Origin of the sequence: Aeromonas sp. Y311-2, from assembly GCF_027706025.1 — a bacterium.
Lineage (GTDB): Bacteria > Pseudomonadota > Gammaproteobacteria > Enterobacterales > Aeromonadaceae > Aeromonas > Aeromonas veronii.
The window spans coordinates 1-15432 of record NZ_JAPDCL010000001.1; the positions used below are offsets into that span (position 1 = coordinate 1).

Sequence of the window (15432 nt, forward strand, 5' to 3'; positions counted from 1 at the left end):
ATGGCGCGTTAGCAAAGCGGTTATGCAGCGGATTGCAAATCCGTTTAGTCCGGTTCGACTCCGGAACGTGCCTCCATCTTCTATCTCTCTTTTCCCTGATTCATCACTCTTCGATCCGTGAAGCTTGGTCAGTATCCTTGCTGCACCAGTAACTGTTCGCAGCCAGCCTGTTTCCACTCGCGCTCGAGATAGTGGCTCACATCCGCCATGTTTTGCCCCCGATATTGAAACTGCACCTCGGCACTGTGCTGGTTGAGATCCGCAATCCGTTGCTTCAGTGTGCCGCATTGCCACAGGCTGACGGTGGGCACGCCCCGTTCTGCCAGCACGATGGCATCCTCCCGATTCAGTTGCCACTCCTCCAGTTGTGCCCGTGTCAGGGCAACCATCAGCACCAGCAGTGCCACTTCCGGCAGTTTCATGCGTGTCTCCCTACTGCATGTTTTTCCCCTGATAACTGTGGCAAAGCGCACGATTTTCGCAAGTTTGTTAACTGTTGGTTAATGACGTAACCCGTTTTCAGTATTTCCCATTTTTCACCATTTTTTTATAAAAAAATGCGTTGGTGATGTAGTAATCCTACATGGAGTGGGGTAATCTTTGCTCAGTGGTCTTACCAGTAAGGAGTTACATCATGTTTCATCCCTTTTCCCTGACTCAGATTATTCTTCGTCGCATTTATGTATTGCTGGTGGGCATTCTGGCTTTCCCCGTGATGCTGTTTCGCAGCGATCGTGCCCGTTTCTACAGCTATCTGCACCGGATCTGGAATAAAACCAGCACCAAACCGGTGTGGCTCAAAATGAGCGAGCGTGGCGAGCGGATTTTCTACTAAACCCCATTCGCACCATGTGCAAAAAGAGACAGCCAAAGCTGTCTCTTTTTTTATCTGCTTGCCGCAACTCCTGGCTCCCAACACCACTCCGATTGTTTATTTCTTGTTTCTTTAAAGTTGCATCCAGCCCTGCCTGTTGGCGGGGCTTTTTTATGTCTGACGCATCTCTTTTGATGGAAGCAGTGAAGAAGATTAACGGGATGAAAGTATCAAATGGCCCTCTTTTTTGTTCATAAAATGGTGGTCGGCAAGAAATTCTTAATGAGGGGATAGTTGTTTTAAATCAATATCTTGACTTCTGTTATTTGGATTATTTAATTCTTTTTGTGTTTTTTTGAAAGGGAATATCCCGTTTGCCGGTTCTATTGCAGGTACCCGGTTGCGACAAATCGGGGATATCAGCAACACCCAACGACATCAAAAGGAACATGAACATGAATGTTAAAAAAAGCACTGCTATCGCCTCCGCCATGACCGGTCTGCTGGCGCTGGGCGCCCAATTTATCGCGGCACCAGCCATGGCTGCCGATGAAAAGGAGAAGTGCTACGGCGTGGTCAAGGCCAGCAAGAATGACTGTGCAACCAAGAGCAGCTCCTGCGCCGGTACCGCCAAGGAAGATGCTCAGGGTGATGCCTTTGTGGTGATGCCCAAAGGGCTGTGCGAGAAGCTGGTCGGCGGTTCGCTGCAACCCAAGTAAGAGACATCGGGCAGGGGATGGCCAATAGGTCGCCCCCTGCATCTTCTCTGATTGGCGAAAGCGAGTCTTGCGATGAACCCTTTGATTGGTATCGGATTACGCACTCCCCATTACGACGAGATCCGGCAAACCCTGCCGGCAGTCGGTTGGCTGGAGGTGCACAGTGAAAATTACTTCGAACGGCACAGCCACGGTTTTCAGGTGCTCGCCGAACTGGCGCAACACTACCCCGTCAGTCTTCACGGCGTTGGCATGTCCCTTGGTTCTGCCGGCCCGCTCGATCCGCACCATCTGCAGCAGTTGTCGACACTGGCCGCGGCGATCAAACCGGTACGGATCTCCGAACATCTCAGCTGGGGCAGCATTGGTGGGCGTTACTTCAACGATCTGCTGCCGGTGCCCTATACCCGAGCCTCCCTGCGCAACATGAGCGACAAGATCCAGCAGGTACAACAGACCCTGGGTTGCCGCATGCTGATTGAAAATCCCTCCTCCTATCTGCAACTGGCCGGGGAGATGAGCGAGTGGGAATTTCTGGCCGAGCTGCAGCAGCGCAGCGAGTGCGGCATCCTGCTCGACCTCAACAATCTCTATGTCAGTGCCTTCAATCACGGTTTCTCTTGCGATGAGTATCTGGCGGCGATCGATCTCGCCACCGTCGGGGAGATCCATCTGGCCGGTTATACCGAGAAGCAGCTGCCGGAAGGCTCCCTCTATATCGATACCCACAGCGCCCCTGTGGTGGAGCCGGTCTGGGAACTCTATCGCCAGATCTGCCGCAAGCAGGTCATTCCGACCCTGATTGAGTGGGACCTCGAGATCCCGCCGCTGCCGGTCTTGCTGGCAGAGGCGGCGCAGGCCGGCGCCATTCTGGATGAGGCGTGCGCCATGAGTGCACCACGGGAGGTGGCCCATGGCTGAACTGGCACAGCTGCAACAGCACTTTGCCGAGGGTCTGCTGGGGGCGCCTGACGCCATTTCCCCTCACATCAGTTCCCGGCTCTTTTCTGCCGAGTCTGTGCTGCAGGTCTATCGCAACCACTTCATCCTGAGCCTTGGCGAGGTGCTGGCGAGCAGTTATCCCGCCGTCAAGGCCATGGTCGGGGATGACTTTTTTGCAGCGGCGGCCCGTGGCTTCGTATTAGCCGAGCCGCTCAGGGAAGGGAGCGTCATGCACTATGGCGCCGGATTTGGCCAATGGTTGGCCCGCTTGCCAACTACAACCGGACTGCCCTGGCTGGAGGCGCTGGCTCAGTTCGAATGGCAGCTTGAGCGTGCTAGTCTGCTGCCGCTGGAATCACGCTGCTGGCCAGCCGAGCGTCTGGCCGCATTATCGCCGCAACAATGGGAGCGGCTGCGACTCTTGCCAGCCACTGATCTGCTGCTGGTTGCCAGCGATTATCCGGTGCTGGCCCTGTGGCAGATGGCGCTGCACTGTGGTGAAGCGGTGGAGGTGCTTGATGCCCCCGTCTGGTTGGCATTGAAGAAACAGCTGGATTGCCGGGTTGCACCCTTGCCCCTGACGGCGGGTGAGTGGGCGCTGCTACAGGGTTGTCTCGCTGGTACGGCGCTGGTCGATCTGCTTGCGGCCGACCCTGCGGCCAGTGAACATCTCACTCGCCTGATAACCCTTGGTCTGCTGGTGGATATGGAGGTAATGCCATGATGGCAAACAAATGGCTGGCGCTGGCCAGCTCAAGTGGTGATTTGCCGCGCTGGAGCAGTACCGGTGTGCTGTTGCTGGCGCGGCTGTGGGTCGCGTCGGTTTTTATCACTTCAGGCTGGCTCAAGCTGACGGCGTGGGATTCCACCCTCTATCTGTTTGAATCCGAGTATCAGGTGCCCCTGCTGCCCTGGTTGTGGGCTGCTTATCTGGGTACGGCGACCGAGCTGCTGTTGCCGCTCTTCCTGCTGGCGGGGCTTTTTACTCGCCCAGCCGCCTTGCTGCTGTTTGGCTTCAATATCATGGCGGTGATCTCCTACCCGACCCTCTGGGCGGGTGGCTTTTACGATCACCAGCTGTGGGGCTGGATGCTGCTGACCCAGATCATCTGGGGCGGCGGTGTGCTGAGCCTGGATCACTGGCTGACACGTCGCAACCATTGATTTATCAGTGATTTTCCCCAATCACAAAGAGCGCCACAAGGCGCTCTTTGTCATAATGACGGCCGGCGAAATTTCCCATGAGAGAAAAGGAGCAGCCAATGATCATTCGTCAGGCAAGGGCCGCAGATATACCCGCACTGGTGGCGCTGCGCATGGAGCTGTTTTGTGAGGTCGGTGAGCTGGTGACGCCGCAGGCAGACCCGGCCTTGTGGCAGGCCACCCTTGACTACTTTACCCGGGCGATGAGTGAAGAGAGCGCTTTATCTTGGCTGGCTGAGGCCGATACGCAAGAGGGCGGCAAACAGATCGTGGCGGCAGGGACGCTGGCACTGTTTGAACGGCCACCCTATCCCGGCAATCTGGCGGGGATGGAGGGGTATCTGCTCAATATGTATACGCGGCCACAATGGCGCCAGCAGGGGATCGCCACGGCGCTGCTCGATGCCATTACTGCCTTCGCCAGATCGCGTCAGCTGGGCAAGGTGTGGCTCTATGCCAGCGAGCAGGGGCGCCCTCTCTATGAGCGGATCGGCTTTGTCGCCAATCCGGCCTATCTGGAGTGGCAACCGGCGGTGGAATAAGGGTTGCAGCTCTGCATGAGTGGCGTTTGGTCGGTGAATTTGATTTACAGCAATAAATATGGCGTCAGATGGGATCGCGGCAAAGCCGCCAACTATGCTGATGGAGCACGCCACCATTATCTTATTGATCCACTGCGTGGTTTGGCCATGGTGGGTGCCAGTCTGGAGGATACGTTTCGATGTTCAATAGCAAACTGAAAGCCGAGTTGCAGCAGTGCCAGGATCAACTTCTGGAACAGCAGGGATTTTTTGACGCAGTGCACGGCAGCGTGGCGACCATCACCTTTACGCCGGATGGCACTGTGCTGGCCGCCAATGATCTCTTTCTCAACGTGGTGGGCTTCAGTGCGCCCGAGGTTATCGGCCAGCATCACCGTATCTTTTGCGACAAGCTCTATGCCCAGAGCAGCGACTATCAGCAGTTTTGGGCGGACCTGAAGCAGGGGCGTTCCCGCACCGGGGTGTTCCAGCGCTTCAACAAACGGGGCGAGGTGATCTGGCTGGAAGCAACCTATTTTCCGGTCAAGTTGCGGGGCGTGGTGACCAAGGTGATCAAGATTGCGGCCGATATTACCGAGCACCACCTGCAACTGCTCAGCCAGCAGGCGGTGGTGACGGCGCTGGATCGGTCGCTGGCGGTCATCGAGTTCACCCCCGGTGGGGAGGTGATTGCAGCCAACGGTAATTTGCTCCATACCATGGGCTATACCCTGGCGCAGGTGCAGGGCAAGCATCACCGTATCTTCTGCGACGATCAGTTCTATCGAGACCAGCCCCACTTCTGGGATGAGCTGGGCCGTGGTCAGTTCAAGTCCGGTCTCTTCTGTCGTCAGAACAGTCATGGTAGCAAGGTGTGGCTGGAGGCGACCTACAACCCGATCCTGGATGACAACCGCCGGGTGGTGAAGGTGATCAAGTTCGCAAGCGATATTACCGAGCGGATCAACAAGAGCGATGCGGTGCGGGAAGCGGCCATGCTGGCCCACGATGCGGCGCAGGAGACCCTGAACTGCGCCGAGCGCGGCGCGGGTCTGCTCTCCTCGGTGGTCGATACCTCCAGCCTGATTGCCAGCCAGCTGACTCACAGCATCGGCCTTATCAATCAGCTCAACGAGCAGTCGCGCAGTATCGAGGCGATCGTCTCCACCATCAGCAGCATCGCCGACCAGACCAATCTGCTGGCCCTTAACGCAGCCATTGAGGCGGCGCGGGCGGGGGATCAGGGGCGTGGTTTTGCGGTGGTGGCCGACGAGGTTCGCCAGCTGGCGGCCCGCACGTCTCTCTCTACCGACGAGATTGCCAAGGTGGTACAAAATAACCGGGAGCTGACCGCCAAGGTCACCTCCGAGATGTCCGACGTCGCCAGCAGCGCCGAGCTTGGCAAGCAGCAGGTGGGCGAGGTGAATGAGGTGATGAGCGACATCCGTCGGGAGGCGAACAACGTCTCCAGCACCGTCTCTGATCTGGCAATCTGAACCCCCTGACTTCCTGTCATGCCGGGGCATTGACTCATATTTGAGCAGTCAGTGCCCCAATCTGAACCCCTCCTGTATCGTCCCGCCATTGTGAATTGTCCTCTTCTGGCCCCTTGATTAGGCTTGCCGCCTCATTTATTTCAGAGCAGGAACAGAACAAGATGGCATTACAACAGAAGGGGCGGGCAATGGCCCTGCTGGTTATGGTCGCGAGCATGGGTCTGGGCGGCTGTATGGGGCAGATGGGGCTTTCCGGCATGGTCACCAAGGGCAACCTGAGCGTGGTGGATAACCGCTACGCTCGTGCCGGGGTCTTCATGCTGCTCTCCCCTGTCTACGGTCTGGCCGCGACCGCTGACCTGTTCGTCTTCAATACCATCGAGTTCTGGTCTGGCAAGAACCCTATCACCGGCAAATCTCCGGCTGTGGTGGACATGAAAGCCAATCCGGTAATCAAGGTGAACCAGCATCTGGATCCGGCCCTCAAGAAGGTGCCGTTGGCCATGCTGCCACAAGGGGTGCGCGAGGTGGAGATCAGCTACCCGGACGAGCATACCGCCCAGATGGAGGTGCACTATCTGGATGGCCGCCGCAGTATGATGCGTGGCGAGAAGCGTGGCGAGTTGATGGATATCTACTTCGATGGCCGCTTTGTCTCTACCCTGAGCCGTGCGGAGCTGGAAGAGCGGGCGAATCAGGGCAAGGCTGCTGCCTAAATTCAACTGAATCCAGATCGATCCAGCTTCAGATGGGGTATACCTAATCTGCTGGCAAAATCGCCATGATGTCTAAGGGAGTGGACTATGACGGTGAATGGATTGCGATTGGCGGAGTTGATTGGTTCCCTCAGTCATGCGCTCGACATGACTGAGGGGCAACCAAGAGGACACTGCATTCGCTGCTGCTGGATAGGTTCCCGTCTGGGGGAGCGGCTGGGACTGGATGCCCGGCTGCGCCATGATCTCTACTACACGCTCCTGCTCAAGGATCTTGGGTGCAGCAGCAATGCTGCCCGTATCTGCGAGCTCTATCTCACCGACGATCTTCACTTCAAACGCGATTTCAAACTGGTGGATGGCTCCCTTTCCGAGGTAGTCAACTTCGTGCTGGGCCACACCGGCTTGCAGGCGGATCTGCTGGGACGTTTTCGCAGCCTGTTTCATATCTTTCGCAACGGCGACCAGATTGCCAACGAACTGATCCAGACCCGCTGTCATCGGGGGGCGGATATTGCTCGCCAGCTCCGTTTCAGTGACGAGGTGGCTGATGGCATTCTCTCCCTCGATGAGCACTGGAATGGCAAAGGTCGGCCCCTGCAACTGGCTGGCGAGGCGATCCCGCTCTTCTCCCGCATTGCCCTGCTCTGTCAGGTGGTGGATGTGTTTCACGCAGCCGCAGGCCCGGATGCGGCGCTCAAGGAGCTGCGCGAGCGCAGCGGCAGCTGGTTTGATCCGGCACTGGTTCGGGAATTTGAAGCGCTGGCCGACGAAGAGTTCTGGCAAGGACTGGCCGATCCCCGACTGACCGAGTGGGTGTTGGTCCACCCGGCCGGGCAAGGGGAGGTAGCGCTGGATGAAGATTATCTGGACGAAATCGCGGCGGCCTTCGGGCAGGTGGTGGACTCCAAAAGTCCCTACACCGCGGGTCACAGCGGCAGGGTGGCGCTCTATACCGACATTCTTGCCACCCAGATGGGGTTGTCCGAGCCGCGTCGACGCTGGCTCAAGCGGGGTGCCCTGCTCCATGATGTAGGCAAGCTCGGGGTGAGCAACGCCATTCTCGACAAGCCGGGCAAACTCGATGCGCAGGAGTGGGCGGCGGTGCAGATGCATGCCGCCTACACCGAGGAGATCCTGAGCCGCATCGGCGCCTTCGAGGAGCTGGCACAAGTGGCGGGCGCCCACCATGAGCGGCTCGATGGCAAGGGCTACCCCAAGGGACTTAAGGGGGACGAGATTACCCTTGAGACGCGCATCATTACCACAGCCGACATCTTCGATGCCATCACCGCCAAGCGCCCCTATCGCGGCGCCATCCCTGTGCCGCAGGCGCTGGAGATGATGGCGGAGAATCTGGGCACCGCGATAGACCCCGACTGTTTTGCCGCCCTGCAGGCGGGTATTCAGGATTTCTCCCTCTACCTCACCACCGAGCAGCCGCTGGCCAATGCCAGTTAAGATTTGCAGCCTTCATGGCCCAAGTGGCCAGTCAGACAGCAAAACGCCCCGCAACAGCGGGGCGTTTTGCATTGGGCCTAGTCGGGCTGCTTGCGATGGGGCGGGGTGAGGATCAGCCCCAGCAGGCGGCGCAGGTGGGTGAGCTGTTCGGTCAGCTGGACGTTGAGCCAGAGGTAACCATTGATGGCTGCCTCTGCGTTGGGCGGCAGCGACACCCGGGTCGCCACCTCGTGCAGGCGGGCGATAGCGTCATCTGCGCCGCGACCGTCACCGGTTTGCATCATCAGGGCAAGCTGGTTGATTGCCTCCTCGGTGGCCAGATGGCAGGCTTGCAGCGCAGCCGTGCTCTGCATCAGGAAGTGGCTCTCCCGATCGTTCCAGTAGGTGTTGGCCAGCATCTCAAGAGTGCAGAGGGTGTTGCGCATGGTGACCTGCACCGCATCAAACAGGGCGACGCTGTGGCGTGTTTCCTTGGCCGCGGGGGCCAGCAGGGCCCGCAGTTTGCCGGTCTGTGCCAACAGCTGGGAGAGATTGTGCTTGAGGCGCGGGCGCTCCAGCACATTGGGGGAGAGGTGGGTGTGATAGAGCCGCCCCGACTGCTGCAGGATCTGGTGCAACTGCAGGCGCCAGTGGCTGTAGGCCCGCTGGGGGTAGATGCTGCAAAAGAGCAGCGCCAGCAGGGAGCCCAGTATCACGTCGGCACTGCGCCACAGCGCCGTCTCTATGTCCCCCGGCATGGCCCCCATGGTGACTCCCAGGGTGATGCCGATCAGCAGCCCCACATAGGGGCGCTTGCCGAGGGCCAGATAGCCGCAGAGGAACATGATGCAGCCGCACCAGATCAGGGTGAGTGGCAGCGAGTAGATCTCGAGATAGAGCGCTACGACCCCGCAACTGGCGCCGAAGATGGTGCCCACCACCCGCTGCAGGGCGCGGGAGAGCACATTGCCCCAAAACGAGATGGGGCCCATCACCACCACCAGGGTGATCAGCGGCCAGGTGCTCTCCGGCAGTTTCAGCTCGCGGGTCAGCAGAAAGGTGAGCATAAAGGCGAGCGCAATGCGCAGGCCATGGACGATCCGGTAGCGGCCATAGACCAGCAGATCGAGTCGGGAGAGGGGGGCATCAAGACGCACGGTCTGCCTCCTGTCAGGTGGGGGACGGGGCGCCGTGCATCCGGCCAACGCCCCGTCGGGATTTAGGCCAGTCGTCCCTGCAGGGGGTGGATCCAGACCCGCTCGCCAACGGCGATCCCGGGTTGATCCGGTACGATTTCAATCAGGCAGTTGGCATCGGCCATGGAGCTGAGAATGCCGGAGCCCTGTGGCCCTGTGGTGCGCACCCGCAGCTGGCCGTTACGGTCCTGATGAAAGATGCCGCGCAGAAACTCGGTGCGCCCCGGGCGGCTCTTCATCTTCTCGTCTGCCAGTGCCGAGAGGCGCAGCGGCTGCCACCGCTTGCCTTGCAAGCGGGCGATGGCAGGCTCGACAAACTGCAGCACGCAGATCATCGCCGCTACCGGATTGCCCGGCAGGCCGAAGAAGGGGGTCTGCCCCAGCTTACCAAAGGCGAGCGGGCGGCCCGGGCGCATCTGGATGCGCCAGAAATCGATCTGGCCGAGCTCTGCCAGCACCAGCTTGATAAAGTCGGCGTTGCCCACCGAGACTCCGCCCGAGCTCAGCACCAGATCGGCACTGGCGGCGGCCTGCTCAAGCTGCTGGCGCAGAATGGTCTTGTCATCGGGAATGATGCCAAGGTCCATCACCTCGCAACCGGCGGCGCGGATAAGGGCCATCAGGGTGAAGCGATTGCTGTCGAAGATATGGCCGGGGGCGAGCTGCTCGCCCGGCGCCTGCACCTCGTCGCCGGTACTGAACAGCGCCACTTTCAGCGGGGTGCGCACAGTGAGACTGGCTTGACCGAGTGATGCCGCCAGCCCCAGCTGGGGGGCACCAAGCCAGGTACCGGCCGGGATGGCGACCGCACCTTTGGCGAGATCTTCCCCGGCGAGGCGCACATTCTGCCCCGCCCGGACTGGGGCGGTGACGGTGACCCACTCACCTTCAATATGCGTCTCTTCCCGCATCACCACGGTATCGACGCCGGGGGGCAGCGGAGCGCCGGTCATGATCTGCACCGCCTGACCGGCCAGCACAGGCTCGTGGCGCTGCTGGCCTGCCAGCACTTCCCCCACCAGTTGCCAGCGGCCGGCGGCGAGATCGTCGCTGCGAAGGGCAATGCCATCCATCGCCGAGTTGGCGTGGGGCGGTACATTGATGGGGCTTATCAGATCGGCGGCCAGCACGGCGCCGTGGCACTGGGCCAGCGGTTTGTCGCTGCAGGCGTTGCTCGGGGTGAGGGCCGCCAGAATGGCATTGCGGGCCGCCTCGACCGAGAGAAAGCCCTTGCCCGCCTCCGGCTCCTTGCTCTGGCAGCCGTCAAGCCAGCGGCAGACGAAGTCGGCAATGGCCGCCAGATCGTTGATATCGAGGCGGGGCAGGCTTGTCTGCTGTTGTTCGCCACTCTGTTGGGGCTGATCGCTGGCCAGCGCGATGATGTCGCTGTCTTCGGGGAAGAGCAGCGGCTTGCCAATCTCGGCGCGGTGCAGCTCGATTTTCGGGAAGTGTTCGTGCTTGAACCCCTCGACCAAGAGCAGATCGAGCTCTGTCTGATCGAAGCTGGCCAGCAGCTGGCGAAAGTCGGCTTCGGCCAGCTCGGTCTCGCCGTGCGTTGTTTCAGTAATGCGAGCATGACGACGGCGGGAGGCCACCATCATCTGCTGGGCACCCGCCTTGCGCAGGCGATAGCTGTCTTTGCCCGGTTGGTCGATATCAAAGTCGTGGTGGGCGTGCTTGAGCACCCCGATGCGCAGGCCGCGATCCACCAGCAGGGGGATCAACTGCTCCAGCAAGGTGGTCTTGCCGGTGCCGCTCCAGGCGGCGAAGCCGAGCAGGGGAAGAGTGGGGGCCGGGGTCATGAGGTGACTCCTTGTTGAGGGTCGATAGCCGGGGCGAGCAGACGGGCCTCGTAGGCGGCCAGCTCGGCAGGGCTGTTGAGATTGATAAAGGCATCCGGCTGATCGGCAAAGCTCACCACCGCCATATTGTGGCGGGCAAACCAGATATCGATTTTGCGCTCTCCCTCTGCCAGCGCAGCGGTGAGGGAGGGGAGCAGGGATTTGTGCAGCAGGGCCACCACGGGTTGCAGCCAGTCGCCATCGTGGGCCACTACCAGCTCGGTATCCGGGGTCAGGGCGGCGCGAAAGCGGCTCATCAGATCCAGCGGCAGGGCGGGGCCATCGCAGGGGACAAACAGCACCCAGTCGTGACGGGCGGCGGCAAGACCTGCCTGCATGCCCGCCAGCGGGCCTAGATAGTCGTTGTTGTCATCGCTGATGACCGGGGCCAGCGCCTGATAGCGGGTCTGACTGCGGTTGGCGTTGATTAGCACCTCATCCACCTGGGGGCGCAGGCGCGCCAAAACATGGTCGATAAGAGGGCGTCCTGCCAGTGCTACCCATCCCTTGTCTTCGCCCCCCATGCGGGTGGCGCGGCCTCCTGCCAGGATCACTGCTGATACGGCAACGGGATCAGAGTGGCTGTCGCTTTTTGAAGTCATGTCGCTCGATGATTTTTAAAGGGGTCGTCTCTTGCAGCTGGCCACGGGCGAGGGTCCATTGCCGCTCGCACAGGTCGGTCAATGCGTTGCTCTGGTGGCTGATGACGACCAGGCCGCTGCCATGTTCCCGCAGATCTTGCGCCAATGTGGCCATCAGGGCAACCGAATGTGTATCGAGATTGGCGGTGGGCTCATCCATCAGCAGAAAGGCCGGTTGTAGCGCCCAGGCGCGCGCCATTGCCAGCCGTTGCCGTTCGCCACCGGACAAAATGCTGATGTGCTCCCGCGCCAGCCCCTCCAACTCGACCCGGCGCAGCGCCTCGAACACCCGGATCTCGCTGCCGAGCTGTTTATCCAGCGCCCAAGCCACGTTGTCGTGCACCGTGCGATCGAACAGATAGGGGGTCTGGTGCAGATAGGTGACCCGGCCCGGCCCCAGATCCCGCTTGAGCAGCCGGTTGAGCCGCTGTTGCCAGCGCCCCGGCAGATTGGTGTGGCCGCGGGTGGGTGCCAGCAGCCCTGCCAGGATTTTGAGCAAGGTGGTCTTGCCCACCCCGTTGGCTCCATGCAGCCAGATGGCATCCCCCGGTGCGATGGCGAGCCGGTCAATCTCGAACAGCTGGCGCTCGCCAAAGCGCATCGTCAGCTGGTGGGCGGTCAGGGCCATGGGGTACTCCTGTTGGTACACAGTGGGGGCATGGTCAGTTCTTCAGATAGCTGTGGCCACGGCACGCGGTCAGCAGCAGGTTGAGCAAGAGGGCCAGGGTGAGCAGCACGATGCCGAGGGCCACCCCCTGGGTGAAGGCCCCTTTCTGGGTCTCCAGCGCGATGGCGGTGGGGATATTGCGGGTGAAATGCAGGATATTGCCCCCCACCATCATGGAGCAGCCCACCTCGGTGACGATGCGGCTGAAGGCGCCGATGATGGCGGCCAGCAGGCCAAAGCGGCATTCGTGCATCAGGCCGATCAGCGCCTTGGGCCAGGAGACCCCCAGGGTCAGGGCAGTCTCCCAGGCGCGCCGATCGCTCTGGACAAACGCCGCGTGGGCCATGGTGGCAATCACCGGAAAGGCGATCAGCATCTGCCCCACTACCATCGCCTGCTGGGTAAAGAGCAGCTTCCAGTCGCCAAAGGGGCCGGCCCGCGACAGCAGCATATAGAGCAAGAGGCCAATCACCACGGTCGGCACCGATTGCAGGGTATTGATGCAGGAGAGCCAGAGCCAGCGGCCGGGCAGCGGCAGATAGGCCAGGGCAAAGCCCAGCAGCAAGGCGGGCAGCAGCACCAGCAGCAGGGCGATGCAGGAGACGGAGAAGGAGACCCCCACCACCTGCCACAGTTCGGTGTCACCACTGAACAGCAGGGCGAGGGCAGCCAACGTAGTATCGAGCAGGGTCGGCATCAGGCGCCTCCCTCAGCGAACCGGGGGAGGGCCATCAAGGTCATCGCAGAGGTCAGGGTTGCCATTATTTCTCGTTGGCATCCGCTACAAACAGCGCCTGACCCGCCACCTTGAAGTCGCCGATCAGCTTCTGGCCATGCTCGGAGACCAGCCAGTTCTTCAGGGTGCGGGCCCCTTCGGTGTTGAGATCCGGGTAGCGCTTGGGGTTGACCAGGATCACCTGATAGGGGTTGAACAGGCGCTTGTCACCCTCCAGCAATACGGCGAGATCCAGCTTGCTCTGGTAGGCGAGCCAGGTGCCGCGGTCGGTCAGGGTGTAGGCACCCAGCTCCGAGGCCATGGTCAGGGTCGGGCCCATCCCCTGGCCGATGGATTTGTAACCGGCAAACTCGGGTTTGACGTCAGCCGCCTGCCACAGGGTCTTCTCCTTGATGTGGGTACCGGACTCGTCACCGCGGGAGATAAAGGCCTGGCCCTGCTCCTTGATGGCTTGCAGCCCTTTGGCTGCGTCGTGCAGTTTGCCGAGACCCGCCGGGTCTTTCGCCGGGCCGACGATAACGAAGTCGTTATACATCAGGTGTACCGGCTCGATGCCAAAGCCTGCGTCGACAAACTTCTTCTCGGCAGAGGGGGCGTGGGTCATCACCAGATCCGCGTCGCCATTCTCGCCCATCTTCAGGCTCTGGCCGGTACCGGCCGCCATCACCTGCACCGGATAACCGGTCTCCTTGGTGAACTGGGGCAGCAGCCAGCCCAGCAGACCGGACTGCTCGGTGCTGGTGGTGGTGGCGAGGCGGATCGGCGCTTTTGTGGCATTAGTATCCGCTTCAGTATCCGCTTCGGCGTGGGCCGCACCGGCGATCAGCAGGCTGGTGGCGAGGGAGAGGGCAAAACGTTTGAGGCTGGTTTTTATCGTCATTGTGATGCAACTTTTTCAGGGTGGCTGAGGAGAGGGCAAGAGTAAGCAAGCAGGGTGCCAAACCGTTCCTTTGCCGCTGCATTCACGGTTTGCCGTTTAAAAACAGAAGCTTATTAGAATCAATTAGGTGAGCTTGTTATCGCTTTTAATAATTGGTGTTGGTGCTTTTGATACGGTAAGGACAAAATGTCCCACTAAGGTTCCGGTTATCGGGACATTCACCGACCGTACGTGCATCCGAGGTACTTTTTTCCATGACACTCCCTCCCAGCCGCTGGTCTGCCCTCTCCCTGCTTATCGTTGACGATGAGCCCGGCATGCGCAGCTTTCTGGCCAAGGCGTTGGCCAAGCGTTTTGCCCAGATTGAGACTGCCGCCAGCGTGGAGGAGGCGGAAGCCCTGCGCTGCCGCCTTCACTTCGACCTTATCATCGCCGACATCCGGCTGCCGGGGCGCTCCGGCATCGAGTGGCACGAAGCCATCGACCCGGCCACTCGCCGCAGCGACATCATCTTCATGACCGGTTTTGGCGATATGGAGACCGCCCTCAAGGCGCTGCGCCTCGGCGCCAGCGACTTTATCCTCAAGCCCTTCAACCTCGATCAGATGGTGCAGGCTGTGGACAGAGTCATCGAGCGCCGCCAGATGGAGCGGGAGAACCTGCTGCTGCGCCGGGAGGTGAGCAAGCTGTTCCCGCCCACCCTGATTGGCGACAGTGCCAAGACCCGCGAGCTCAAGACGCTCATCGCCAGAGTAGCCCCCTCCAATGCCGCCGTATTGGTGGAGGGGGAGTCCGGCACCGGCAAGGAGTTGGTGGCTCGCGCCCTGCATCAACTCTCCGGCCGTATGGGGGCCTTTGTGCCCCTCAACTGTGCCTCCATCGCGCCGGAGCTGCTGGAAAGCGAGCTGTTCGGCCATGTGCAGGGGGCCTTTACCGGCGCCCGCAAGGGGCGCGACGGTCTGTTTCGGGTCGCCCATCAGGGCACCCTGTTTCTCGACGAGATCGGCGAAATGCCGCTAGCCATGCAGGCTTCCCTGTTGCGGGCGCTGGAGCAGAAGGCCATCCGCCCGGTGGGGGCTGAGCGTGAATTGGCGGTGGATGTGCGCATCGTCGCCGCCACCAACCGCAACCTCAAGGCCGAGGTGGAGGCGGGCCGCTTTCGCGAAGATCTCTTCTATCGCCTCAACGTGGTGGCGCTGCCGGTGGCCCCGTTGCGCGAACGCATCGACGATATCCCCGCGCTGGTGCACCACTTTACCCGCCAGCTCACCGCCGAGATGGGGATGGGTTCCTTGAGCTGGACCCACGAGGATGTGGTAGCGATGCAGGCCTATCCCTGGCCCGGCAACGTACGGGAGCTGCGCAACCTCATCGAGCGCTGCCTGCTGCTGGGCAAGCCCCCGGCGGATTACTGGCAGAGCAGCAAGCCCGCCGAGCAGGGGGCGAGCGAGGAGGGCTACCCGCTGGCGTGGCCGCTTGCCGAGGTGGAGAAGGCCCACATCCTGCAAGTAGTGGCGAGCCATGATGGCAACAAGTCGGCCGCCTCCCGGGTGCTCGGGGTGGCGCGCAAGACGCTGGATCGCAAATTCAAGGAGTGGGCCATCGAATGAGGAAGGCTGA

Annotated in this window: 17 protein-coding genes and 1 tRNA gene; 11 read left to right on the forward strand and 7 right to left on the reverse strand. The window is 60.8% G+C overall.

All coding sequences use genetic code 11. The annotated features are described in order from the left end of the window. Positions 1-2 precede the first annotated feature (2 nt). Positions 3-76: transfer RNA gene (locus OKC42_RS00005), tRNA-Cys, on the forward strand. A gap of 52 nt (positions 77-128) precedes the next feature. Here OKC42_RS00005 and OKC42_RS00010 read toward each other — a convergent pair. Then, positions 129-422: a hypothetical protein gene (locus OKC42_RS00010; RefSeq protein ID WP_005347702.1), complete on the reverse strand. Its 294-nt coding sequence runs from the start codon at positions 420-422 to the stop codon at positions 129-131. A gap of 212 nt (positions 423-634) precedes the next feature. On the opposite strand from OKC42_RS00010, the gene OKC42_RS00015 reads away from it, so the two are divergent. The 9 genes from OKC42_RS00015 to OKC42_RS00055 all read left to right on the forward strand — a co-directional run bounded on the left by OKC42_RS00015 (position 635) and on the right by OKC42_RS00055 (position 7872). Continuing rightward, positions 635-835 carry a YbfA family protein gene (locus tag OKC42_RS00015; protein WP_005334863.1) on the forward strand — a complete coding sequence of 67 codons (201 nt, stop codon included), beginning with the start codon at positions 635-637 and terminating at the stop codon, positions 833-835. A 434-nt stretch (positions 836-1269) separates the two neighbouring features. Beyond that, positions 1270-1533, forward strand: coding sequence for a BufA1 family periplasmic bufferin-type metallophore (locus tag OKC42_RS00020; RefSeq protein WP_005334862.1), 264 nt, complete (start codon positions 1270-1272; stop codon positions 1531-1533). 72 nt (positions 1534-1605) lie between these two features. Then, positions 1606-2454: an MNIO family bufferin maturase gene (gene bufB, locus OKC42_RS00025; RefSeq protein ID WP_270818813.1), complete on the forward strand. Its 849-nt coding sequence runs from the start codon at positions 1606-1608 to the stop codon at positions 2452-2454. Continuing rightward, complete coding sequence (locus OKC42_RS00030; RefSeq protein ID WP_270818814.1) at positions 2447-3199, forward strand: HvfC/BufC N-terminal domain-containing protein; 753 nt, start codon at positions 2447-2449, stop codon at positions 3197-3199. The genes bufB and OKC42_RS00030 overlap by 8 nt, the downstream gene beginning before the upstream one ends. Next, entirely contained in the window at positions 3196-3639 is a 444-nt protein-coding gene (locus tag OKC42_RS00035; RefSeq protein WP_100653229.1) for a DoxX family protein, read from the forward strand. The genes OKC42_RS00030 and OKC42_RS00035 overlap by 4 nt, the downstream gene beginning before the upstream one ends. Positions 3640-3737: 98 nt before the next feature. Continuing rightward, positions 3738-4220, forward strand: coding sequence for a GNAT family N-acetyltransferase (locus OKC42_RS00040; protein WP_270818816.1), 483 nt, complete (start codon positions 3738-3740; stop codon positions 4218-4220). Positions 4221-4399: 179 nt separating this feature from the next. After that, complete coding sequence (locus tag OKC42_RS00045; RefSeq protein ID WP_270818817.1) at positions 4400-5695, forward strand: methyl-accepting chemotaxis protein; 1296 nt, start codon at positions 4400-4402, stop codon at positions 5693-5695. Positions 5696-5856: 161 nt separating this feature from the next. Further along, entirely contained in the window at positions 5857-6411 is a 555-nt protein-coding gene (locus OKC42_RS00050; protein WP_005334841.1) for a DUF3332 domain-containing protein, read from the forward strand. 87 nt (positions 6412-6498) lie between these two features. Beyond that, entirely contained in the window at positions 6499-7872 is a 1374-nt protein-coding gene (locus OKC42_RS00055; RefSeq protein WP_139463454.1) for an HD-GYP domain-containing protein, read from the forward strand. Between the two features lie 77 nt (positions 7873-7949). Here the strand turns inward: OKC42_RS00055 and OKC42_RS00060 are convergent, their stop codons facing one another. The 6 genes from OKC42_RS00060 to OKC42_RS00085 all read right to left on the reverse strand — a co-directional run bounded on the left by OKC42_RS00060 (position 7950) and on the right by OKC42_RS00085 (position 13812). Beyond that, positions 7950-9008: an FUSC family protein gene (locus tag OKC42_RS00060; protein ID WP_005353787.1), complete on the reverse strand. Its 1059-nt coding sequence runs from the start codon at positions 9006-9008 to the stop codon at positions 7950-7952. Between the two features lie 62 nt (positions 9009-9070). Continuing rightward, positions 9071-10849, reverse strand: coding sequence for a bifunctional molybdopterin-guanine dinucleotide biosynthesis adaptor protein MobB/molybdopterin molybdotransferase MoeA (locus tag OKC42_RS00065; RefSeq protein WP_270818818.1), 1779 nt, complete (start codon positions 10847-10849; stop codon positions 9071-9073). After that, entirely contained in the window at positions 10846-11490 is a 645-nt protein-coding gene (gene mobA / locus OKC42_RS00070) for a molybdenum cofactor guanylyltransferase MobA (RefSeq protein WP_115521203.1), read from the reverse strand. Before mobA ends, OKC42_RS00065 begins: the two co-directional genes overlap by 4 nt. Further along, positions 11462-12157 carry an energy-coupling factor ABC transporter ATP-binding protein gene (locus OKC42_RS00075; protein WP_270818821.1) on the reverse strand — a complete coding sequence of 232 codons (696 nt, stop codon included), beginning with the start codon at positions 12155-12157 and terminating at the stop codon, positions 11462-11464. Before OKC42_RS00075 ends, mobA begins: the two co-directional genes overlap by 29 nt. Before the next feature lie 34 nt (positions 12158-12191). Further along, positions 12192-12893 carry an ABC transporter permease gene (locus OKC42_RS00080; protein ID WP_005347674.1) on the reverse strand — a complete coding sequence of 234 codons (702 nt, stop codon included), beginning with the start codon at positions 12891-12893 and terminating at the stop codon, positions 12192-12194. A gap of 64 nt (positions 12894-12957) precedes the next feature. Next, entirely contained in the window at positions 12958-13812 is an 855-nt protein-coding gene (locus OKC42_RS00085; protein ID WP_270818823.1) for a substrate-binding domain-containing protein, read from the reverse strand. Positions 13813-14066: 254 nt separating this feature from the next. Here OKC42_RS00085 and OKC42_RS00090 point away from each other — a divergent pair, with 254 nt between their 5' ends. Beyond that, a complete protein-coding gene (locus OKC42_RS00090; RefSeq protein ID WP_058055711.1) occupies positions 14067-15422 on the forward strand; it encodes a sigma-54-dependent transcriptional regulator in 1356 nt (451 codons plus the stop codon). The last annotated feature ends 10 nt before the right edge of the window (positions 15423-15432 follow it).